22 protein-coding genes and 1 tRNA gene are annotated in these 22089 nt (G+C 67.5%); 12 read left to right on the top strand and 11 right to left on the bottom strand.

Features of this window, described 5'->3' with window-relative positions:
* The first annotated feature begins 195 nt into the window (after nucleotides 1-195).
* From QMG86_RS31760 to QMG86_RS31730, 7 genes are all read left to right on the top strand, one after another.
* On the top strand, nucleotides 196-663 hold the full coding sequence (locus QMG86_RS31760; RefSeq protein WP_063017079.1) for an FHA domain-containing protein FhaB/FipA: 468 nt from the start codon (nucleotides 196-198) through the stop codon (nucleotides 661-663).
* The gene (locus QMG86_RS31755) at nucleotides 660-2153 is read left to right on the top strand and encodes a PP2C family protein-serine/threonine phosphatase (protein ID WP_281876557.1); all 1494 of its coding nucleotides are present in this window, start codon (nucleotides 660-662) and stop codon (nucleotides 2151-2153) included. Before QMG86_RS31760 ends, QMG86_RS31755 begins: the two co-directional genes overlap by 4 nt.
* Nucleotides 2153-3637: an FtsW/RodA/SpoVE family cell cycle protein gene (locus QMG86_RS31750; RefSeq protein ID WP_159840920.1), complete on the top strand. Its 1485-nt coding sequence runs from the start codon at nucleotides 2153-2155 to the stop codon at nucleotides 3635-3637. Before QMG86_RS31755 ends, QMG86_RS31750 begins: the two co-directional genes overlap by 1 nt.
* On the top strand, nucleotides 3634-5100 hold the full coding sequence (locus QMG86_RS31745) for a peptidoglycan D,D-transpeptidase FtsI family protein (protein ID WP_159840922.1): 1467 nt from the start codon (nucleotides 3634-3636) through the stop codon (nucleotides 5098-5100). The genes QMG86_RS31750 and QMG86_RS31745 overlap by 4 nt, the downstream gene beginning before the upstream one ends.
* Nucleotides 5101-5137: 37 nt before the next feature.
* On the top strand, nucleotides 5138-6658 hold the full coding sequence (locus tag QMG86_RS31740; protein WP_281876556.1) for a protein kinase domain-containing protein: 1521 nt from the start codon (nucleotides 5138-5140) through the stop codon (nucleotides 6656-6658).
* The gene (gene pknB, locus QMG86_RS31735; RefSeq protein WP_281876555.1) at nucleotides 6655-8556 is read left to right on the top strand and encodes a Stk1 family PASTA domain-containing Ser/Thr kinase; all 1902 of its coding nucleotides are present in this window, start codon (nucleotides 6655-6657) and stop codon (nucleotides 8554-8556) included. Before QMG86_RS31740 ends, pknB begins: the two co-directional genes overlap by 4 nt.
* 106 nt (nucleotides 8557-8662) lie before the next feature.
* Nucleotides 8663-9082, top strand: a complete 420-nt coding sequence (locus tag QMG86_RS31730) for a CBS domain-containing protein (RefSeq protein ID WP_195085121.1) — start codon at nucleotides 8663-8665, stop codon at nucleotides 9080-9082.
* Between the two features lie 171 nt (nucleotides 9083-9253).
* Here QMG86_RS31730 and QMG86_RS31725 read toward each other — a convergent pair whose 3' ends face one another.
* Nucleotides 9254-9934 (bottom strand): RibD family protein, encoded by a 681-nt coding sequence (locus QMG86_RS31725; protein WP_281876553.1) that lies wholly within the window; start codon nucleotides 9932-9934, stop codon nucleotides 9254-9256.
* Nucleotides 9931-10575 carry an aminodeoxychorismate/anthranilate synthase component II gene (locus tag QMG86_RS31720; RefSeq protein ID WP_281876551.1) on the bottom strand — a complete coding sequence of 215 codons (645 nt, stop codon included), beginning with the start codon at nucleotides 10573-10575 and terminating at the stop codon, nucleotides 9931-9933. The genes QMG86_RS31725 and QMG86_RS31720 overlap by 4 nt, the downstream gene beginning before the upstream one ends.
* Nucleotides 10576-10671: 96 nt before the next feature.
* On the opposite strand from QMG86_RS31720, the gene crgA reads away from it, so the two are divergent.
* Entirely contained in the window at nucleotides 10672-10935 is a 264-nt protein-coding gene (crgA, locus tag QMG86_RS31715) for a cell division protein CrgA (RefSeq protein ID WP_040871406.1), read from the top strand.
* A 91-nt stretch (nucleotides 10936-11026) separates the two neighbouring features.
* Nucleotides 11027-11512, top strand: coding sequence for a PH domain-containing protein (locus QMG86_RS31710; protein ID WP_281876549.1), 486 nt, complete (start codon nucleotides 11027-11029; stop codon nucleotides 11510-11512).
* Nucleotides 11513-11566: 54 nt separating this feature from the next.
* Here the strand turns inward: QMG86_RS31710 and QMG86_RS31705 are convergent, their stop codons facing one another.
* Nucleotides 11567-12436, bottom strand: a complete 870-nt coding sequence (locus QMG86_RS31705; RefSeq protein ID WP_281876548.1) for a rhomboid family intramembrane serine protease — start codon at nucleotides 12434-12436, stop codon at nucleotides 11567-11569.
* A 4-nt stretch (nucleotides 12437-12440) separates the two neighbouring features.
* Nucleotides 12441-12968 (bottom strand): peptidylprolyl isomerase, encoded by a 528-nt coding sequence (locus QMG86_RS31700; RefSeq protein ID WP_281876547.1) that lies wholly within the window; start codon nucleotides 12966-12968, stop codon nucleotides 12441-12443.
* Nucleotides 12969-13074: 106 nt separating this feature from the next.
* Between QMG86_RS31700 and QMG86_RS31695 the strand changes: the two genes are divergently transcribed.
* Nucleotides 13075-13281: a hypothetical protein gene (locus tag QMG86_RS31695; protein WP_281876546.1), complete on the top strand. Its 207-nt coding sequence runs from the start codon at nucleotides 13075-13077 to the stop codon at nucleotides 13279-13281.
* Nucleotides 13282-13296: 15 nt separating this feature from the next.
* On the opposite strand, the gene QMG86_RS31690 is transcribed toward QMG86_RS31695, so the two are convergent.
* The 3 genes from QMG86_RS31690 to QMG86_RS31680 form a co-directional block, all read right to left on the bottom strand.
* Nucleotides 13297-14145: an ABC transporter permease gene (locus tag QMG86_RS31690; protein WP_159840942.1), complete on the bottom strand. Its 849-nt coding sequence runs from the start codon at nucleotides 14143-14145 to the stop codon at nucleotides 13297-13299.
* Nucleotides 14142-15146 carry an ATP-binding cassette domain-containing protein gene (locus tag QMG86_RS31685; protein ID WP_281876544.1) on the bottom strand — a complete coding sequence of 335 codons (1005 nt, stop codon included), beginning with the start codon at nucleotides 15144-15146 and terminating at the stop codon, nucleotides 14142-14144. The genes QMG86_RS31690 and QMG86_RS31685 overlap by 4 nt, the downstream gene beginning before the upstream one ends.
* 825 nt (nucleotides 15147-15971) lie before the next feature.
* A complete protein-coding gene (locus QMG86_RS31680) occupies nucleotides 15972-16901 on the bottom strand; it encodes an acyl-CoA dehydrogenase family protein (protein WP_281876543.1) in 930 nt (309 codons plus the stop codon).
* A gap of 242 nt (nucleotides 16902-17143) precedes the next feature.
* Here QMG86_RS31680 and QMG86_RS31675 point away from each other — a divergent pair, with 242 nt between their 5' ends.
* Together QMG86_RS31675 and QMG86_RS31670 are read left to right on the top strand one after the other, a co-directional pair.
* On the top strand, nucleotides 17144-17848 hold the full coding sequence (locus QMG86_RS31675) for a YoaK family protein (RefSeq protein WP_281876541.1): 705 nt from the start codon (nucleotides 17144-17146) through the stop codon (nucleotides 17846-17848).
* A 44-nt stretch (nucleotides 17849-17892) separates the two neighbouring features.
* Nucleotides 17893-19068: a DUF1444 domain-containing protein gene (locus QMG86_RS31670; RefSeq protein ID WP_281876540.1), complete on the top strand. Its 1176-nt coding sequence runs from the start codon at nucleotides 17893-17895 to the stop codon at nucleotides 19066-19068.
* A gap of 34 nt (nucleotides 19069-19102) precedes the next feature.
* Here QMG86_RS31670 and QMG86_RS31665 read toward each other — a convergent pair whose 3' ends face one another.
* From QMG86_RS31665 to QMG86_RS31650, 4 genes are all read right to left on the bottom strand, one after another.
* Nucleotides 19103-19624 carry a C40 family peptidase gene (locus tag QMG86_RS31665; RefSeq protein WP_434085639.1) on the bottom strand — a complete coding sequence of 174 codons (522 nt, stop codon included), beginning with the start codon at nucleotides 19622-19624 and terminating at the stop codon, nucleotides 19103-19105.
* Between the two features lie 653 nt (nucleotides 19625-20277).
* Nucleotides 20278-21069, bottom strand: coding sequence for a hypothetical protein (locus QMG86_RS31660; protein WP_281876539.1), 792 nt, complete (start codon nucleotides 21067-21069; stop codon nucleotides 20278-20280).
* Complete coding sequence (locus QMG86_RS31655; RefSeq protein WP_281876538.1) at nucleotides 21069-21794, bottom strand: ParA family protein; 726 nt, start codon at nucleotides 21792-21794, stop codon at nucleotides 21069-21071. Before QMG86_RS31655 ends, QMG86_RS31660 begins: the two co-directional genes overlap by 1 nt.
* A 159-nt stretch (nucleotides 21795-21953) precedes the next feature.
* Nucleotides 21954-22026: transfer RNA gene (locus QMG86_RS31650), tRNA-Ala, on the bottom strand.
* Between the last annotated feature and the right edge of the window lie 63 nt (nucleotides 22027-22089).

The following is a 22089-nucleotide window of genomic DNA, read 5'->3' as shown; positions in this document are numbered from 1 at the left end:
TCGCGGTGCAGGTCACGAGATGGCTCTCGAGGGATTCGTCGGTCGTATCGTGATCGAAATCGACCGACGGCCCTATGATGCTGCCAACACACGCGCGGCGCCGACACCGGGGCCGGCAAGACCAGCAGGCTGGTGGGGGTGGTCGAACCGCACCTACGGCACCGACGTACACGGTCGAACAGGAGGTGGAGCGCCGTGCAGGGACTGATCCTGCAACTGACCCGTGCGGGGTTCCTGCTGCTGTTGTGGTTGTTCGTGTGGGCTGTGCTGCGCACGTTGCGCAGCGACATCTACGCGGCATCCGGCATTCGGATCCAGCCCAAGGCCCCACGCGGTGCCGCGGTGCTGCCGTCTTTCAGCCGGGGCCAGAAGGGCGCCAAATTTCTTGTGGTGACTCAGGGTTCACTCGCCGGCACCCGCATCTCGCTCGGCACCCAACCGGTGCTGATCGGGCGTGCGGACGATTCCACGCTGGTGCTCACCGATGATTACGCCTCGACCAGGCATGCGCGACTGTCTCCGCGTGGTGACGACTGGTACGTGGAAGACCTCGGCTCGACGAACGGCACCTACCTCGATCGCGCGAAAGTCACCACCGCCGTCCGTGTTCCACTCGGCACGCCCGTCCGTGTCGGCAAGACAGTGATCGAGCTGCGATCGTGACACTTGTTCTCCGCTACGCAGCGCGCAGCGACCGCGGTCTCGTCCGAGGCAACAACGAAGACTCCGTGTACGCGGGCGCCCGGCTGCTCGCACTCGCCGACGGCATGGGCGGCCATGCCGCGGGAGAAGTCGCGTCCCAGTTGATGATCGCCGCGCTCGCCCATCTCGATGACGACGAACCCGGCGACGATCTGCTCGGCAAGCTCGACGCGGCGACCCGGGAAGGTAACGCGGCCATCGCCGATCAGGTCGAGGAGGAGCCCGAGCTCGACGGCATGGGCACCACGCTCACCGCAATCCTCTTCGCGGGCAGGAAACTCGGCCTCGTGCACATCGGCGACTCGCGCGCCTACCTGTTGCGCGGCGGCGAGCTCACCCAGATCACCCGCGACGACACGTTCGTGCAGTCGCTGGTCGACGAGGGCAGGATCACGCCGGAGCAGGCGCACACACACCCGCAGCGTTCGCTGATCATGCGCGCGCTCACCGGCAACGAGATCGAGCCGACGCTGATCATGCGCGAATCGCGTGCCGGTGACCGCTACCTGCTGTGTTCCGACGGCCTCTCCGACGTGGTCAGCGACGAGACCATCGCGAACACGATGCGCGAGGGCAGCACCGACGAGTGCGCCGACCGGCTCATCGAGCTGGCGTTGCGCAGCGGAGGCCCGGACAACGTCACCGTCGTCGTGGCCGACGTCATCGATCTGGACTACGGCCAGAGCCACCCGATCGTGGCGGGCGCCGCGTCCGGCGTCGACGAGGACACTCCTCCGCCGAACACCGCCGCGGGCCGGGCCTCCGCCTTGCGCCCGCCGCGCGCCGCTCCGCGCCGGGCCGCCGCCGCGCCCGAGCCGCCCGCGAAGAAGTCGCACCGGCTGCGCTGGATCGTGCTCGCGCTGGCGCTCGTCGTCGCCGTCTGCGTGGGGCTCGTGGTCGGCTACAAGATGATCCGCAGCAACTACTACGTGGGCGCCGACGACGGCTCGGTGGTGATCCTGCGCGGGCTGCCGGGGTCGATCCTCGGCTACTCGATCCACGACGTGAACCTGGTCGGGTGCGTCACCCGCAACGGCGAGCTCACCCTGACCGAGCCCGGCGCGGACGTCCCTTCCGCGTGCAAGCCGCTGAAGGTCAGCGATCTGAAGCAGACCGGCCGCGATCAGGTGGACAAGGGATTGCCGCCGGGTTCGCTGGACAAGGCCAGGGACTCGATGACCTACCTCGCCCAGCGAGAACTGCTGCCGCCGTGCCCGGTCAAGGAAGCGGCGCCGCAGCCGGGAGTCGTCCCGCCGGTCGAGACCGCACCGCCCGCACCGAACGGCGCTCCGCCCGCACCTGCCACCGCCGCGCCGGCCCCGGCGCCGGAACAGGGTGACGCCAGGGGCACCGAAATCAAGACACCGACGAAGTCGGAGGCTCCGGCCGCGCCGTCGAGCACGTCACCCAATCCCCAGACCGCGGGGGAGAACTGCCGGGTGACGGACTGATGTCCGCGCCGGCACCGCCGTCGGCTGGAGCTTTTCCCAGTCCCCCGGGCGGCTTCGCTCCCGCGCCACCGCCGAGCACCAGACGAAACGTCGAACTGTTGCTGCTCGCGGCGGCGGCGGTGATCACCACTGTGTCCCTCTTCCTGGTCGAGGCCAGTCAAGAACAGTCGCTCACCTGGGATATCGCCAAGTACGGCCTGGCCTACCTGGCGCTGTTCGCGGTCGCGCACCTGGCGGTGCGGCGGTTCGCTCCCTTCGCCGATCCGCTGCTGCTGCCGATCGTCGCGTTGCTCAACGGACTCGGTCTCGTGCTGATCCATCGGCTCGATCTGGCCGACCAGCAGACCGCCGCATACAACTCGTGGGCGACCCCGTCACCCGACGCCACGCAGCAGATCCTGTGGACCGCGCTGGGCACGCTCGTGTTCATCACCCTCCTGATCGCGCTGCGCGACTACCGCACCCTGGCGCGCTACAGCTACACGCTGGGCCTGGTCGGTCTGGTCGCCCTCGCCATCCCGGCACTGCTGCCCAGCAAGTTCTCCGAGACCAACGGCGCGAAGATCTGGATCCGGCTGCCCGGGTTCAGCGTCCAGCCGGGCGAGTTCGCGAAGATCCTGCTGATCATCTTCTTCGCCTCGGTGCTGGTCGCCAAGCGCGAACTCTTCACCGCCGCCGGGCGCCACGTGCTGGGCATGGAGTTCCCGCGCGGCCGCGACCTCGGTCCGATCCTGGCCGTCTGGATCGTCTGCATCGGCGTGCTGGTGTTCGAGAAGGACCTCGGCACCTCGTTGCTGATCTTCAGCACGGTGCTCGTCATGCTCTACATCGCCACCGAGCGGGTCGGCTGGCTGGTCATCGGCGGCGGGCTGCTTGCCCTCGGTTTCGTTTTCGCCTACCAGCTGTTCGGCCACGTGCGGGTCCGGGTGGAGACCTGGCTGCACCCGTTCGACGATTACAACAACACCGGCTACCAGATCTCCCAGTCGCTGTTCGGTCTGGCCACCGGCGGACTCGCCGGAACCGGCTTGGGCAGCGGCAGACCCAGCCAGGTGCCCTTCGCCAAGACCGACTTCATCGTCACCACCATCGGCGAGGAGCTCGGGTTGATCGGGCTCGCCGCGGTACTGGTGCTGTTCCTCGTCTTCGTGGTGCGCGGCCTGCGCACCGCCCTCGCGGTGCGCGACAGCTTCGGCAAGCTGCTCGCCGCCGGACTCGCGTTCACCATCGCGGTTCAGCTGTTCGTCGTGGTCGGGGGTGTGACCAAGCTGATTCCGCTGACCGGTCTCACCACCCCCTTCATGTCCTACGGCGGCTCTTCGCTGCTGGCCAATTACGCATTGCTGGCGTTGCTGATCAAGGTCTCCGATGCCGCCCGCGCACCCGCCCCGGTACGCAAGAAAGAACCGGCGCCGATCGCCGACGCGCAGACGGAGCTGCTGCGGCGCGACGGCGGACGACCGGAGGCGGGGCAGCTGACATGAACACTCCACTACGCCGAGTCGCGATCGCGGTGATGGTGATGGTCGTCGCGCTGCTGGCCAACGCCACCTACGTACAGGTGATCAAGGCCGACGACCTGCGCTCCGATCCGCGCAACTCCCGGGTGCTGCTGGACGAGTACGCCCGCCAGCGCGGGCAGATCTCGGCGGGCGGCACCGTGCTGGCCAGTTCCATCGCCACCGACGACCGCTACAAGTACCTGCGCGCCTACCCGACCGAGCCGGAGGCGTATGCCCCCGCCACCGGTTTCTACTCGATGCAGTACGGCAGCACCGGATTGGAACGATCCGAGGACTCGGTACTCAACGGCTCCGACAGTCAGCTGTTCGGCAGCCGCCTCGTCGACCTCATCTCCGGCCGGGACCCGCGCGGCGGCAACGTGCTCACCACGCTCAATCCGCTGATGCAGCAGGTCGCCTACGACCAGATGACCCGCAAGGGCTACACCGGCTCGGTGGTGGCGATCGAGCCGAGCACCGGCAAGATCCTCACCATGGTGTCCACGCCGAGCTACGACCCGAACCTGCTGTCCGGGCACGACGGCGCGCGCGGCACCCAGGCGTGGGAAACGCTGAGCGCGGATCCGAACCATCCCATGTTGAATCGCGCCATCTCGCAGACCTATCCGCCCGGGTCCACATTCAAGGTCGTGGTCACCGCCGCTGCGCTGGCCAACGGCGTCGCGACTCCCGACGACCAGTTCACCGCCGCGCCGACCTTCACCCCGCCCGGCACCAGCACCCCGATGGAGAACTACAACGGCACCACGTGCGGTCCGAACCCGACCGCTTCGCTGCTCGAGGCGTTCCGGCGCTCGTGCAACACGGCTTTCGCCGAACTCGGCATCAAGGTGGGCGCTTCGACCCTCAAGGACGAAGCGGCCGCGTTCGGTGTCGGCCCGCACCGGGGTATCCCGATGCCGGTGGCGGAGAGCACCGTCGGCCCGATCTCCGACGACGCCGCCCTGGCCCAGAGCAGCATCGGGCAGCGCGACGTGGCCTTGACCCCGCTGCAGAACGCCGTCGTCGCGGCGACCATCGCCAACGGCGGTGTCCGGATGGAGCCCTACCTGGTCGATCAGCTGCAGGGCCCGGATCTGAGCGAGCTGTCGAAGACCAAGCCGGTCTCGGTCGGCCAAGCCGTCAGCGCCGATGTAGCGTCGACCGTGACCAACCTGATGATCGCGTCGGAGGGCAACACGGCTGGAGGTAACCAGACCCCTTATCAGATCGCGTCCAAGACCGGCACCGCGGAGCACGGGACCAACCCGCGCAACACGCCGCCGCATGCTTGGTACATCGCGTTCGCCCCCGCGCAGAACCCGAAGATCGCCATCGCGGTGATCGTGGAGAACGGTGGGGACCGGGCGCTTGCCGCGACCGGTGGGTCGGTCGCCGCGCCGGTGGCTCGCGCGGTTCTCGACGCCGGTCTTCGAGGGGGCTGAACGATATGGATGTGCGAGTGAAGGTACGGGGACCTCGATGCTGAACAACGGTGCGATGATCGCCGACCGGTACCGGCTGCAGCGACTGATCGCGACCGGCGGCATGGGTCAGGTCTGGGAAGCGCTGGACACCAGGTTGGACCGCAGGGTCGCGGTCAAGGTGCTGAAATCGGAGTTCTCGGCCGACCCGACGTTCCGGCATCGATTCCGCACCGAGGCGAAGACCACCGCCCAGCTGAATCACCCCGGTATCGCGGGAATCTACGACTACGGCGAGACGATCGACCCGCAGGGCAGCGAGATCGCCTACCTGGTCATGGAATTCGTCCAGGGCGAACCACTGAACACGGTGCTCAACCGCCTGGGCAGGCTGTCGGTCGCCCAGGGCCTCGACCTGCTCGAGCAAACCGGACGCGCGCTGGAGGTGGCGCACCGCGCGGGCGTGGTGCATCGCGACGTGAAGCCGGGCAACATCCTGGTCACCCCGACCGGACAGGCGAAGATCACCGACTTCGGCATCGCCAAGGCGGTGGACGCGTCCCCGGTGACCAAGACCGGCATGGTGATGGGCACCGCGCAGTACATCGCACCGGAACAGGCGGTCGGCGAGGACGCCTCCGCGGCCAGCGACGTGTATTCGCTCGCCGTGGTCGGCTACGAGGCGCTGTCCGGACAGCGGCCGTTCACCGGCGACGGCGCGCTCACCGTCGCGATGAAGCACGTGCGCGAGACGCCGCCGCCGATGCCGGCCGATCTGCCCGGCAACGTGCGCGAGCTGATCGAGATCACGATGGAGAAGGATCCGGGGCGCCGCTACGCCAGTGGCGGTGAGTTCGCCGACGCGGTCGCCGCGGTGCGCGCGGGCCGACGTCCGCCGCCGCCGAGCGGCGCCCACCCGGCCGCTCCCCTGACCGGCGCCACGCGAGTTCTCCCGCCCGGCCCGACCGCCGTGATCCCCTCCAGCCCCGCCGACTTCGACGGTGCGACGGTGCGCTACTCGACGCCCGCGGCAGGCGCGGTGAACGCGGCGAATCGCGCGGGCACGGTCGCCGCCCCGGCCACCGTGCTCAGCCGTGGCGCGGCGGGCGGTCCGCCGCCCGGCGACGACAAGCGGTTCACCTCGACCCAGAAATGGTTGGCGGGTCTGGGCATCGGCGCCGTGCTGCTCGGCGCGCTCACGACCTTCTTGCTGTTCGGCGGCGACACCAACCCGGATTCCACACCGTCGCCCACCACCACGTTCGCGCCGAACCCCAAGCCCGCGCCGCCGGTGGCCACCACGACCACCCCCAAGCCCGCGCCCGCGCCGGTGGACACCGAGACCTACGAGCCGACCACCACCGAGCCGAAGACCACGACACCGGAGCCGACGACGACCACCCCGCCGACCACCACCACGGCACCGAGCACCACCAAGCCGACCACCACCGCGCCGACCACCACGATCACCCGGCCGCGCGTCCCCACCCTCGACCTACCATTCCCCGAGATTCCCGGTGCCCGGGGGCCATCGGCCACCCGTAACGGAACCGCTACTCCTCCGCAAGGACTGCCATGACGACCCCGAAGAATCTCTCGTCTCGCTACGAGCTGGGCGAGATCATCGGGTTCGGCGGTATGTCCGAGGTGCACAAGGCGCGCGACGTCCGGCTGAGCCGGGACGTGGCGATCAAGGTGCTGCGGGCGGACCTGGCCCGCGACCCCACGTTCTACCTGCGGTTCAAGCGCGAAGCGCAGAACGCCGCCGCGCTCAACCATCCGGCCATCGTGGCGGTCTACGACACCGGCGAGGCCGAGGTGGACGGCGGCCCGCTGCCCTACATCGTGATGGAGTACGTCGACGGCGACACGCTGCGCGACATCGTGCGCGGCAAAGGACCGCTCCCGCCGCGCCGCGCGATGGAGATCATCGCGGACGTCTGCGCCGCCTTGGATTTCAGCCACAAGGCCGGGATCGTGCACCGCGACATGAAACCCGCGAACATCATGATCAACCGAGCCGGCGCGGTGAAGGTGATGGACTTCGGCATCGCGCGCGCGATCGCCGACAGCTCCAACCCGATGACCCAGACCGCGGCGGTGATCGGCACCGCGCAGTACCTCTCGCCGGAACAGGCCCGCGGCGAAACGGTGGACGCGCGCTCGGACGTCTACTCCGTCGGCTGTGTGCTGTTCGAGATCCTCACCGGCGAGCCGCCTTTCACGGGTGACTCACCGGTCGCGGTCGCCTACCAGCACGTCCGGGAGGATCCGCGGCTACCCTCGCACGTGTACTCGGGCGTCCCGCGCGAGCTGGACTCGGTCGTGCTCAAGGCGATGAGCAAGAACCCGGCCAACCGGTACCAGACCGCCGCCGAGATGCGCGCCGACCTGATCCGGGTGCTCGGCGGCCAGAAGCCCAGCGCTCCCATGGTGATGACCGACGAGGATCGCACCACCATCATGGGCCAGGACGAGCCCGCGCCGCGCACCTACCGCACGGTCGAGCGGCACGACGACACCGCCGAACAGGATCCGGCCGAGCCGAATGGCCGGCGTCGGAGCACCTATATCGCGCTCGGCGTCGCCGCGGCTGTCGCCGTGGCGTTCGCGCTGTTCTGGGTGCTGCTCGGCCCGGGTAGCCGCCCGGATCAAGTAGCCGTTCCCGATCTGTCGAACAAGTCCTCCCAGCAAGCGCAGGACGCGTTGCAGAAGCTCGGCTTCTCGGTGGCGGTCCAGCAGAAGCCCGACAGCAAAGTCGCGACGGGCAACGTCATCGCGACCCAGCCCCTCGGCGGCTCGCGGATCGACGAGGGCAGCACGGTCACCGTCCAGGTGTCCTCCGGTCCCGCGCAGGTCCAGGTGCCGAAGCTGACGGGGCTGACCCAGGAGCAGGCCGAGCAGGTGCTGAACTCCAAGGGGCTGCGGATCAACCCGAACATCGAGCGCAAACCGTCGAGCACCGCCGAGAAGGACCAGGTGATCGAGCAGAACCCGTCGCCGGGTTCGAAGGTGGACGTCGACTGGGAAGTCGTCGTCACGGTCGGCACCGGTCCGGAATCCGTGCGGGTGCCCTATGTCGTCGGCCAGTCGATCGACGTGGCCCAGCCGAACATCGAGGGCAACGGCTTCAAGGTCGTCGTCCAAGAGGTGCAGTCGTCCAAGCCCAAGGGCGAGGTGGTCGCCTCCAGTCCGGCCGGCGGCAGCAACGCGGAGAAGGGTTCCACGGTCACCGTCCAGGTGTCCGCGGGTGACCTCAGGATGCCGTCACTGATCGGCCTCACCGTCTCGCAGGCGGTGGAGAAGCTGCGCGCGGAAGGCTGGTCGGGCAGCACCAGCCAGATCAGCCAGTCGCCGCAGGGCACCTTCGACGCGGGCAACGTCGGGCGCATCCTCAGCCAGCAACCGTCGGCGGGCAGTTCCATCCAGAAGAACAGCGCCATCCTGGTCGGTGTGGGGGTGCTCGGCCCGCCGTGATCGGCGTCGCCGCTGGTATCCAGAAAACGAGACCATCCGGTGTGAATTGCGGGAGAATGATGCTGCTCCATCCCAATCAGCGCAGCTGAGCACGAGGAGGTAGCTCATGACCACTGCCAGGGACATCATGAAACCGGGCGTTCAGTGGATTTCGAAGGACACGACCATCCAGCAGGCCGCGCGCACCATGGCCGAGCTCAACGTCGGGTCCTTGATCATCTCGGACGAGAACGAGCGGATGTGCGGCATCGTGACCGACCGCGACATCGTGGTGAAGTGCATCGCCCAGGGCAAGGCACCGGCGGATTGCCGCGTCGACGAACTGTGCGAAGCGACGCCGCGGTGGGTCGACGCCAACGCCGACATCGAGGAGGTTCTCGATGAGATGGAGAGCAACCGGGTCAAGCGCATGCCGGTGATCGAGAACAAGCGGCTGGTCGGCATGATCAGCGAGGCGGATCTGGCCAGGCACCTGGACGACAACCAGCTCGGCGAGTTCGTAACCGCCGTCTACGGGCGTCCCTAGGCCCCGGAAGCGCACCGAGTTGCCGTGCCGCCTTGGGGCTGAATTCCGCTCGGTCCCGGGATCCGGCGGTCGGTCGAATGGCGATTCAGGCGCGAACCGCGGACGGCCTGCCCGTCGTCCGCGGTTTCACGCGCCCGCGTGGCGTACGAAGATCGACGCGCGGCAGCGGCGTCAGATCGGCTCGGCCTTCGGTAGATAACGCAAGACGGCGACATCGCCGACTTGCGTCACGCCCGCCAAGCGCATCCTTCGGTGTGGCGCCCCGGGAAAGTCGGCTGGATCGACGAAACGCGGCGCGGCGGCGTCGCCGACCAGAATGGGGGCGATCGCCAGGTGCAGTTCGTCGGCCAAGTCGGCAGCGAGAAACGCGGTGTGGATGCGGGTTCCGCCCTCCACCATGAGGCGGTCGACACCGCGTCGGCCGAGGTCGTCCAACAGCGCACCGAAGTCGAGGTCGGCACCCAGATCCACGACCTCGGCCAGTCCCGCCAGCCGGGCGGTGAGTTTCGGCGCGCCCGCCGTGGTGGTGTAGACGAGCTTGTCGCCGCCGTGGTGCCAGAATCGCAGACCGGGATCCAGTTCGCCGCTCGCCGAGAGCGTGACCTTCAACGGGTACTCCGATTTGCCCGCCGCGACGCGTGCCGCCCTGCGGTCGGCGCTGTCGACGAGCAACCGCGGATTGTCGCTGCGCAAGGTCTGCGCGCCGACCAGGATGGCGTCGGAGTCCGCGCGGACCTGGTCGACCCGGTCGAAGTCCGCGGCGCCGGACAGGCGCAGCCGCTCGGGGCTCGCGTCATCGATATACCCGTCGACGCTCACCGCGACCGACAGCAGCACATGCGGACGCGTCACTGCAATACCAGCGCGGCGACCTCCGCCTCCAGCGCCTGCACCAAGCCCTCCGCGGGACGTTTCCCACACACACCGAGCCAGTTCGCCAGCATCCGATGCCCACCCTGGGTCAGCACCGACTCCGGATGGAACTGCACACCGTGGATAGGCAGGGTCCGATGACGCATGGCCATCACGATCCCGCTCTCGGTGCGTCCGAGCACCTCGACCTCCTCCGGAAGGGTCTCCTCGAGCACGGTGAGCGAGTGGTACCGGGTGGCGGTGAACGGGTCGGGCAGACCGGCCAGCACGCCTGCGCCGATGTGGAAGACCTCGCTGGTCTTCCCGTGCAACAACTCGGGAGCCCTGGTGACGGTGGCGCCGAACGCCTCGCCGATCGCCTGGTGCCCGAGGCACACGCCGAGCAGGGGGACGCTCTGCTCCGCGCAGGCGCGCACGAGCGGGATGCTGGCGCCCGCACGGTCCGGGGTGCCGGGGCCGGGGCTGATCAGAATGCCGTCGAAGTCGCGGACGACCGCGCCGACGTCGGCCAGATTCGGATCGTCGTTACGCCACACGACAGCGTCGACACCGAGCTGGCCGAGGTATTGCACCAGGTTGAAGACGAAGCTGTCGTAGTTGTCGACGACCAGAACACGCATGGCATCGAGATTACGTCCCCGCACGGCACCGCGTCGCATCCATTACCTGTTGGGATAGCCTAGAGACCACGACCTGCCGCCGAATACGAGGACGTCATGCCCAAGTCGAAGGTCCGTAAGAAGACCGACTACACGATCAACCCCGCCAGCCGGACCCCGGTGAAGGTGAAGGCCGGCCCCTCTCCGGTCTGGTATGTCGCCATCATGCTCGGGTTCATGCTCGCCGGGCTGGTGTGGCTGCTCGTCTACTACTTGGCGGCCGAGCAGATCAGCTGGATGAACGACCTCAACGCCTGGAACTTCCTGATCGGCTTCGGCCTGATGGTGGTGGGCTTGATCATGACGATGCGCTGGCGCTGAGTCGGCGACATCGGCCCGGATTACAGACGTGTCATTCATGCACACCTGTGGATGAGCCTGTGGACAACTCGAGGAGCGATTGGGGAGTGTCGTGAGTCCGGAGCGCTCCGTCCCCGGCCCACCGGACCGTGACGAGCCGAACCTGACCTGGAGCACGCCGACGCCCGCGCTCGTCGCGGTCGCCGTCGGCGGCATCGCCTTGGCCGTCGCCGCGGTGGTGACCACCGAGGCGGCGAGCCGCCTGCTCGTCGGGCTCGCAGCCGTCGGCCTGCTCGGGCTCGCCGGGCTCGGATTCCGGCAACGCCCCCGGCTGTCCGTGGTAACCGGCGAGCGACCACGCATGGTGGTCCGCACGCTGACGGGACCGGACGAGTACGCCCCGGACCAGATCGTTCGCGCCCGGGTGGTGAGCTATCGGCGTCTCGGGCGCAAGATGCCGATGCTGGAACTCGACGTCCTGCACGATGGCGCGGAGCGGCTGCTGATCTTCGGCCGCTGGGATCTGGGCGCCAACCCGGAGTTCGTCTACCAAGACCTGGTGGGAGCGCTGCGGCTCACCGAGGACAAGACCCGCTGACGAGACATTCGTCCCGCTGCCGACGAAATGTTTCACGTGAAGCGAATCCCGCTGTCAGACAGCAGAAGTGACCGCGCTCACAGTCACCGCGGCCAGAGCCGCGAATGCGACCAGAGCCACTGCCACCCAGCCGACAGTCCGCGCCGCTTGCGGAGTCCGCACGCGCAGCCAGCCGGGCAGGAACAGGATGCCGAGGGTCGCGAGCGTGCCCGCGGCCAGTCCGCCCAGATGACCCCAGAGCGAGATGCCGGGCAGCGACAGGCTGATGAACACATTGATGCCGATGATGATGAGCATCTGATTCGGATTCTGCCGCAGCCGGATCAGGATGACCGTGATCGCACCGAACATGCCGTACACCGCTCCGGACGCACCCGCTGTGAGGCTGTGCTGCGCGAACAGCATGACCCCGGCGGACCCGCCGAGCAGCGAGACCAGGTACACCGCCAGATAGCGCGACCGGCCGAGCACCAGCTCGGCATCCCGGCCCACCACGTACAGGGCGAACATGTTGAGCAGCAGATGGATCGGGCCGTAGTGCAGGAAACCCGAACCGAGCACCCGCCACCATTCGCCGTCCGCGACCGCCGGTGCGTACAAGACCCAGTCGATGAACAGCGCGGAGCCCAGCTGGTTGTCCATCAAGCTCTTGGCCTGGGCGGCGGTGATCGCGTAGATCACGACGTTGATCGCGATCAGCGCGTAGGTCACATAGGGAGCGGACGTTCGAGCCGCTGCGCCCGAGACCGTCCGCACCGGCGCGGCGCTACGCTGATCCGCGCGCAGACAGTCGACACAGTGCTGGCCGACGGCTGCTGGGCGCAGGCACTCCGCACAGGACGGCCGCCCGCACCGGGTGCAGGCCAGGCCGGTAGGGCGATTCGGATGGCGGACGCACGTGGGTGCGGGCGGCTGGGGGTTCATAGTCTCATTCGATCGTGATCTTGGTGATGACGACGGGCTCCAGCGGCCGGTCGTTGCGATCGGTCCTGGTGGCCGCGATCGTGTCGACGACCTTCCGGGAATCCGGGTCCACCACTTCGCCGAAGATCGTGTGCTTGCGGTTGAGATGGGGCTGCGGGCCGACGGTGATGAAGAACTGCGAGCCGTTGGTGCCCGGCCCCGCGTTCGCCATCGCCAGCAGGTAGCCCCGATCGAACCGCAGCTCGGGGTGGAACTCGTCGCCGAATTCATAGCCGGGGCCGCCGCGCCCGGTGCCGGTGGGATCGCCGCCCTGGATCATGAAGCCGGCCATCACGCGATGGAACAGGGCGCCGTCGTAGAACGGGCCGGTGCTGCCTCCACTCGCGTTCGCGGTGGTGTACGGCGCCGAACCGTCGGCGAGACCTAGGAAATTGCGGACCGTCTTGGGCGCGTGGTTACCGAAGAGCGAAAGCTTGATATCGCCGTGATTCGTGTGCAGCGTTGCCACGGATGTCTGATTCGGTGAGGTCACGCCGCCCATCGTGCCACGGTCGGCGACAAGGCCGCGGAACTGGGCCGGACCGGCTTGTGAGCTGGGCCTCCTGCGCGAATCGCCGGGGTGTGCATACAGTGGTCCCATGACCTCGGGGCGCCTGCATGTCTCTTCGCGTTCACGTAACCGGCTCATCCTCGCGGCCGCCGTCGCGCTGGCGGGTGGCGTGGCCTATCTGGTTCGCACCCGGCGGCCGCAGCAGCCGGAACCCGCACCCGCGCCGCCGCGCATCGGATACTCCCGCAACGGCTCCGCACCGACCCCGGTGGCGGGAGCCGGCGCGGAGCACTGACACGCGCGCCGCGGGTCAGCGACTGACGGTCTTCTTGTACTGACGCAGGGCCAGCGGCACGAATACCACCAGGATCACCACCACCCAGGCCAGGGAGGTGATCACCGGATGCCGCAGCGACCAGGCGTCCGACGTCGGCGCGAGCGGACTGGTGTTGCCGAACAGGTCACGCGTCGCCTGAGTGAGCGCGGAGACGGGGTTCCATTCCGCGATCACGCGCAGAGCGGTGGGCAGCTTGTCACTGGGGACGAAGGTGTTGGCGATGAAGGTGAGCGGGAAGATCACCATGAAGCTCGCGTTGTTGAACACCTCCGGCGCCCGCACCAGCAAGCCCACCACGGCCATGATCCAGGACACCGCGTAGGCGAACAGCAGCAACAGGATGTAGGCCAGCACCGCGTCCAGGAACGAGCCGCGAATCCGCCAGCCGACGAGCAGACCGGTCAGCGACATGACCGTCAGGCTGACCACGTTGATCACCACATCGCTGACCGTGCGACCGACCAATACCGCCGAGGAGGCCATCGGCAGGGAGCGGAATCGGTCGATGATGCCCTTCTGCATGTCCTCGGCCAGCCCCGCACCGGTGAAGGTCGCGCCGAACACCACGGTCTGCGCGAAGATGCCCGCGATGAGGAACTCGCGGTAACCACCGGACAGACCGGGCACATCGATGGCCGCGCCGAAGACGTAGGCGAACAGCAACACGAACATGATCGGCGACAACGTGGAGAAGATCAGCACGTCGGGCACCCGTTTGATCTTGATGACGTTGCGTTTCGCGATGGTCACGCTGTCGCTGACCACTATGGACAGTCGCGCGCCCAGCGAGGGCCGTGCCGGGACCGAAGCCGTCGCGGTCATCGGGTCGTTCCTTCCGTAGCTTCCAACTGGGCGTGCGTCGTCGTGCCGCCGTCGGCGATCGTCTCCGCCTCGTGGCCGGTGAGGGTGAGGAAGACATCGTCCAGGGACGGGCGGCGCAGACCGACATCGTGGATCTGCACGCTGTGCTCGGCCAGCCGCCCGACCGCCTCCACCAATGCCTGCGATCCGTCGGCGACCGGAACGATGATCCGGCGCAACCCCGGTTCGAGGTGGATCTCGCCATCGGCCAGGCTCTTCAGGGCGGCTTCGGCCGTCGCGAGATTGTCGGCGCGGTCGACGGTCAACTCGATGCGATCACCGCCGACCATGGTCTTGAGTTCGTCCGCGGTGCCCTTGGCGATCACCTTGCCGCGGTCGATCACCGCGATCGAATCGGCGAGCCGATCCGCCTCCTCCATGTACTGCGTGGTCAGCAGCAACGTGGTCCCGCTCGCGACCAGTTCCTCGATGACGTCCCAGAGGTCGAGGCGGGCACGGGGATCCAGCCCGGTGGTCGGCTCGTCGAGGAACAGGACGGGTGGATTGGCGACCAGCGCACCCGCCAGGTCGAGGCGACGGCGCATACCGCCGGAGTAGCCCTTGACCGGCCGGTCCGCGGCTTCGGTGAGCCGGAATCGGTCGAGCAATTCGCGCGCGCGTTCCTTACTCCGCTGCACGCCCATGTGATAAAGACGTCCCACCATTTCCAAATTCTCGAAACCGGTGAGATATTCGTCGACCGCGGCATATTGCCCCGACGCCCCGATGCGGGACCGCAGTGTCTGCGGATCGCGCAGCACGTCGATTCCCGCGACCGTCGCGTGCCCGGCATCCGGCACGAGCAGGGTCGTGAGCACCCGGACGGTGGTGGTCTTACCTGCGCCGTTGGGTCCGAGCAGGGCGGTGACGGTGCCTTCCGGGACTCGCAGGTCGAGTCCGTCGAGGGCCACCAGCTGGCCGTATCTTTTGACCAGCCCCTCGGCGACTATTGCGTCGGGCATGATTCTCCTGAGGTTGTTGAGTTCGATGCGCTTCCGTGCGCCGCCGAGCGCCGATCGATGCGCTGGATCGGGTGACCGGCCGATACCGAGTCAGTATTGTCCGGGTCGCCGACAAATTCATCCGAATTGTCTCCGCCACGACCGGGCGGCCCGAGCCACGCGAGAAGGCCGCATTCCGATCCAGTGGTGCTCGGGGGTACCGGATCGGAATGCGACCGGTTCGATGATCTCGTGGGCCGGGCATCGGAGCGCGGGTAGCGCACTACCTGAATCGAGCAGAGCCCGTACTCGGATCGCGACGATTCGAACGCGGGCTCTCGCGACGCGCGGATGCGCTTCGTGCGGACGATCGAGTCGGTGGACACGAACGCATGTTCGCATCGGGGTACGACACAGTTCGGGCGTCGCCCGGAGACGGGCGACACGTGGTGCAACCGTGACCGGCGTGCCGACACGCCCGGACGCATTGCCGATTCGTGGCGCGGCGACTGGTCGGCATGTTCCACACCGCCCCGCACTTCGGCAGGTCAAAGCGACAGTGCTACACGGAAGAGCTTGTTCGACAAGACTTTTGGCTAACAACAGGCCAACGGTCCGCCGCAGCGCGGACCACCGATCGGCTCACCGCGACCGTCGGGGGTCGGCCATAAGTAAGCCAACCCGAAAAAACTTGGAACGTGGCGGTCCCCACGCACACACAATCGCAGATCATCGAGTAGCATCGTTCTCGTCGGCCCCTCCCCCCCGGGCCGACCCTACGCGGGCCTCGGCTAACTCCCCCCCTTCGCCGAGGCCCGCTCCCCATTTCCGGGACAGGTCGAGCGCCTATTCCGCCCGGTCCTCTCCTGCTTCCACCGCTCGCCACGCCGCGACGAGCCGCTGCTCGCGCACCCGCCCGGCGGTGGCGAGCAACGGACGGTCCCGCTCCCACCGCTGCCGGGTCGCCGGGTCCGCGGTCTGCCACAATGGCTCCAGCTCGGTCGCCAACGCGGCGAAGGACGCGAAGACGCCGCCGAGGGCGACGTGCACGCCCGGAGAAGTCGGCGCATCGATGTCCAGGCCGCGCACGGCCGCCACCAAGGTCAGCAGCCGTTGCAGGCTCTCGCGCGGCCAGGCCGACGCCCGCGCCACCCGCACCAGCCAGCCGAGCGTGGCGGCCAGCACGTGAATGTCCTCGATCGTCCGGAACGGCTTCAGGTAGTCCAGATATCCGTCACCCGGGAGCACCAGCGCGGGCACATCGGTCAGCACAACCGAGGCGTGTGGAACCTCGGGCGCGAACACGAGCGGGGGATGATCGGTCAGGCGGACCCCGGCATCGCCGGCCTCGACCAGGCAGGCGCGCAGTCGATTCCGTCCGTCCGCGGCCGTGCCTGCGCTGGCGATCACGACCAGTTGCCGCGCGAAGGAGCCCATGGTCGCGAACGACTTGACACCGTCGACCCGCCAGACCCCCTCTCGTTCGGTGAGCCCGGTGCGGATCGCGGAGGGGTGACCGCCGCCCTCCTCGGTGGCGCACATCGCGACCAACTCGTCGTCCGGCAGATCCGGAATCAGCGTCCGCAGCGCCTCCTGATAACCGGACAGGAAGGCGAACCCCAGCCGGTCGGCGCCGAAGCCGCCTGCGATCGCGATCTCGACCGGTTGGTCGAATCGGTTCGCCGCCACCCGGTGTCGCGTCCACGCCGCGGCGACATCGTCCAGCGGCGCGGCCGCCACCGGTTCGGTCAGCAGGAAGTCGAGCAGAGTATCCACCTCAGCACGGTAACCGAGCGGCGACTCGCGGACGGCTCGCTACGCCCTGCGGGGGCCTGCCGGTTCCGACGACGCGAATCCATGCCTCGGGTCCCCTGGAAGCGCCACCGATCCAAGCGCAGGAACCAGGCGCTCCTTGCAGCGCTGGCGATCTAATGGCAATCGTCGGTGCTGCGTGGGCGAAATCCACTGAGAAGCCTGCTTCACTGGGGTGTCGCCTCGTACCGGAAGGAGTTCGGTCAGTGCCGGAGCTGGAAGAAAGTCGCAAGAAGGCGCTTTTCGACAGCGAGGCCAGATTGTCCTGGGTGCTGGCCGCGCTCGCCGGGCTTATCGGCGCGGCGGCGTTCATGCATACGGCCGGCTATTTCGTCACATTCATGACGGGCAATACCGAACGAGCCGTCCTCGGTTACTTCCACGACGAGCCGGACATGGGTTTGGCCGCCGCCGGATTGCTCGCGTCGTTCCTGTCGGGGGTGGTCGTGGCCTCGTGGTGCCGCAGGCGCTACTGGTCCGGACATCCGCACGGACCCACCCTGCTCACCACCGTCTGCCTGGCCGTGGCCTCGGCCGTCGACGTCCTCGAGTACCAAGCCTCCGACGAGCCGATCGGCCTGCTGCCGATCATGTTCGTCGCCTTCGGCGTCGGCGCGTTGAACACGTCGTTCGTGCAGAACGGCGAGGTGTCGGTGCCGCTCAGCTACGTCACCGGGACGCTGGTCAAGATGGGTCAGGGCATCGAGCGCCATCTCAGCGGCGGCGATTACGCGGACTGGCTCGGATATTTCCTGCTCTACGCCGGTTTCGGGCTCGGCGCGCTGCTCGGCGGACTGCTGAGTCTGCTGGTCGCGGGCTGGGCGATGCTGATCACCGCGACCGTGGTGTGCCTGCTCGTCACCGGATTCACCTACCTACACCTGGACCGGCACGGTCCCCTGAGCGAGTAAGCCGCCGCCGGACGTCGGTCGGGGATCACGACTACGGTGGCCGCGTGCAGAACATCGAAGACGAAGCCACCGCGTTCGCCGCGCTCGTGATGCGACAGCTGTCCACGCTGGGCGAGACCGACGTCGAATACCAGCCCGACGAGTTCGCGATACGCACGGGGGATCTGATTATCGACCTGCACAACATCTTTCACGAAACCCGTAACCTCGATCCGGCGGAACGCGAGGACCGCGTGGCACAACACTGCGATGCCCTGCGCGAGCTACGTGCTCCGGCCCCGGATTGGCCGTCGGTTCGGTCGATGCTGCGACCTGTGTTGCGTCCCAACAGCTTCGGCGTAGGCATCGAACCCGAGTCGCGACCGGTCGCGCGCCCCGCCTTTCCGTTCGTGGACGAGATGGTCGCCATCGACATGCCCCATACCCGATCGATCGTCACCTACGCGTCGTTGCGGGAGTGGGGCGTGAGCGCGGACGACGTCTTCGCCGTCGCGCGCGAGAATCTCGGCGAGATCATGGGTTTCACCGGTATCGAAGAAGACGGAATCCTGCATTTCGTCGACGACGGCAACGGCTACTGCTCCTCCTGGCCGCTGCTCCCCGGCCGGCTCGCCGGTTCCGGGACATCATCCGTCGCGTTCATGCCCGACGTCGACACACTGATCGTCGCCTCCGGCGTCACCGATCTCGACCCCATTTTCGAGGCCGTGGAAGAGCAGTACCGTGACGCGCCTCGCCCGATCTCGCCGCAGGGTTACCTCGTGGACGACAGCGGAGCGGTGATACCGCTCGATCGTTCGCCCGCGCACCGCCACCTGCCCGCCGTGCAGCGCGCCCGATGTGGTCTGGCGGTCACCGAATACGAGGCGCAGGCGCAGATTCTCAACGAGATCGTCGAGAGCGATATGGAGTTCACGCCCTACGCCATCGAGCCCGCCTACGTCGGTTCGGTCATGTACGGCCATGGCGACAACGGTCCCTACACGATCACCGTCTGGGGCGAGGGTGTCGACTATCTCTTGCCGGAGGCCGACTACGTCGCCTTCTGCCGTGACGACCGAGGTGAGCTGGAGCGTCTGTTCGAGGTTCCGTTCGAGGCTGTCGTCGCGCTGACCGGCATCGACCCGGTCGCTGATCTCGCACCTCGCCGCTACGAGATTCGCCACTGGCCGGATACCGAGACGCTGGCGAGGTTGGAAGCGGCGGCGGTCGCGCTCTGACCGGAAACGGTCGGCGCGGATTTCGCGGCGGGAGTCAGAAGCGGCGGGCGCCGGTCACCGGCATCGAAGAGAGCGGGGACGTGGTGACTCCCGTGCCGTATGTCGAGGCATGGATGACTTTGCCATCGCCCGCGTAGAGGGCGGAGTGACTTCCGCCGTAGAACGACACCATGTCGCCTGGGCGCAGATCGTCGAGCGGTATCGGCGTTCCGGCGGCGAGCTGGTCGTAGCTGGTGCGCGGCAGTTCGATGCCGGCCTGCTCGTAGGACCACTGCACCAGTCCGGAGCAATCGAAGGTGTCGGGGCCGACCGCGCCGTAGCTGTAATCGGATCCGATCTTGGTCCGGGCCGCGTCGACCGCCATTTCGCCTGCGGTCTTCTGCGGTATCACCGCCGCGGGCGGGGTGGGCGCCCGCGGCATGATCTGCGGGATGTCGCCGAGGAAGGGGAGCTCGATCTCGGGAAGCAGGCCGAGCAGCGGGATGTCGATGGCCGGAACGATCGTCGGCACCGGCAGCTCGATCACGGGGACGGCCACCGAAATCGGGAACTCGATCGCCGGGCCGAGCGTGGCCGGCGCGATTTCGATTTGCGGCACCGAGGCTCCCGCGATGTCCTCGATTTCCGCGAATTCACCGGCGACGGGTGTCTCGGTGACGGGAAGTATGGCGTTGTTCCGGAAAAGCTTCTCCGGCGAGTCGGGAAGCGGAATATCGTCGGAGATCTCGAACGTTCCCACGCCCGGGATGGTCACCGGCTGGGCCGATGCCTCCCCGGCGTTGCACCACATGCCCAGGAGGGCGGCCGCTCCGGCGGCGAACGCCCACAGCAGCGCACGTCGCAGGTAGCGGATATATCGGACGTCGGTCGATGATGCCATGATGCGGTCCTCCGATGCTCATATCGCCGGCCTTCGGTGGGCCATCCGCCGTAGTTCATGGCGCGAGGGACCTCACCTGAGACCTCGAATTGATTCGAAAACCATCACGGTGCTTCGTCAGTCCAGCGGATCCGATCCGAGCGTTCACCTTTCGGCATAGCGTGCACGAGGTAAAGCACAACACGCGTTTATTTACGTAACAAAACAATAACTCGTTCTGTGCTGGGGGCGGCAATGTGTATTTCGCGCCACGAAATGCAATCTGCCAGGACACAAAGCACCCCGCAGGGAAAAGTTTCCGCTGCGGGGCGCAATGCCGGGGCCTTGCTTCACGCGGTGATCTGTTCTTCGATCTGTTTCGCGATCGTCCGGAGCTTCGCCGCGAATTCGCGGGCCGCGCGCGGGTCGTCGTTCGAACCCTTGACCACGCGTTTCGTCAGCGCGGCGAGCCGGGACTCCATGGCGGTGAAGATGTCGGCGGCGCGATCGTTCGGGTCGTCCGGCAGTTCTCCGCGCAGCCACGCCTGCAGACGCTCGACCACCACTTCCTCGTCATAGCGTTCGGGCAGCAGCGCCACCGCTTGCCGGAGTTTCCCCGCGGTCACCTTCACTCCCGCGCCCGCCGCCACGGTGGTGTACACCGTGATCGCGGCGTCTTCGCCGTATTCGGCCACCACCGGCAGCAGTTCACGCACCTGGCCCTCGTTGATCGCGGGGGCCATCGGGTGCAGCCGCGCGGCGAGCGGCCACGCCCGAATGAGCTTGTGCGCGTAGGACCGTTGCATGTCCCACCGCTGCTCCACGTACTCGTCGAAGGTCTCATGGCTGTCGCGGTAGAGCCGGCCGTCCCGGACGATCTGCAGGGCGCGCCCGGCCGCCCAGAACGCGATGCGCAGCGTGTCGATCGATGACTCGCACGCGGTCAACTGCGCCCGCTCCCGATCGCTCAGCGGGCCGTCGCCGGCATCCGGCACCGGCATGGTCAAGACATTCGGGCTCACGGCCGGCTTCGGCCGCCGCCACTCGGCATCGCGCAGCGGTGACACCGGCGGTGTGTGTTCGGCGCCGTCGGATAGCGGATTGCCGCCACCGATGGAACCCTTCCTGCGTTGCGGAGGCATCAGGCGGGCACCTCCATCAGGGCCCGGTACGAGTTCACCAGTTCGTCGCCTACCCGGCGGTACTCCCCCAAATCCTCGATCGGGTTCTCGGCGCCCTCCCCGACCTCCCCGTCGGCCGCCTCTCGGTACCATTTCCAGGCACTCAGATAGGAATCGAATACGTCGTAGCCCGCGCTTTCCAAATGGCCGCGCTGCGCACGGTATTCGGTCGAGATGTTCACGCCTTTCTTCATGATCACCGGCACTTTGGTCATCAGCACCCGCACCCGGATTTCCCGGTCGGTGTCGGCCGCCGCCTCCTCGGCGGCTTTGAAGGTACTCGGCACGCGCTTGACTTCCGACGGACTCACACTGGTCAACAGCAGGAGCTCGTCGCTCTCGGGAACAGCGGCCTTGAAGATGTCGGCCGACTCGCCCCCGGCGTCCACGATGATGACGTCGAAATCGGCGGAATTGTCGGTGATGCAGTCACCGACATGCCGCGACGGGAAAGCGACCAGCTCGAACGGCACGTCGATGCCCCCCTTGACCAGCCGCCGGTACCAGGAGTATCCGGTCTGGCTGAGCGGGTCGGCGTCGATCACCAGCACCCGCAGTTCGTGAACCGAAGCGAAGTAGCTCGCCAAGAAGAACGCCGATGTCGTCTTGCCGACACCGCCCTTGAGATTCCCCAGCGTGATGACCAGAGGTTCGGGCAATTCGAGTGGCGCAACAGAATTCGTCATAGACGGTCCTCCGAGGATGAGGAGTGCATTACTGTGCGTGGCCAGTCTGGCACAGTACGCGCGAATACCGTCTGATTGCGACGCCTGGTTCCGGCTGTGCCGCTACCGCCGCTGTGTCCAATTGGACACAGCACGACGGTGTACGAGGTGCTTATTTTGTGGAGCCTAGGGGAATCGAACCCCTAACCCCTGCCTTGCAAAGGCAGTGCTCTGCCAATTGAGCTAAGGCCCCCGGAGATCAGCGGCTGGTGACCTCGTGCCACATGTCCGACTCGCTGCGCCGGCGCAGCTTGGA

This window comes from Nocardia sputorum (assembly GCF_027924405.1).
Lineage (GTDB): Bacteria > Actinomycetota > Actinomycetes > Mycobacteriales > Mycobacteriaceae > Nocardia > Nocardia sputorum.
This window is presented reverse-complemented; position numbering and strand designations above follow the sequence as displayed.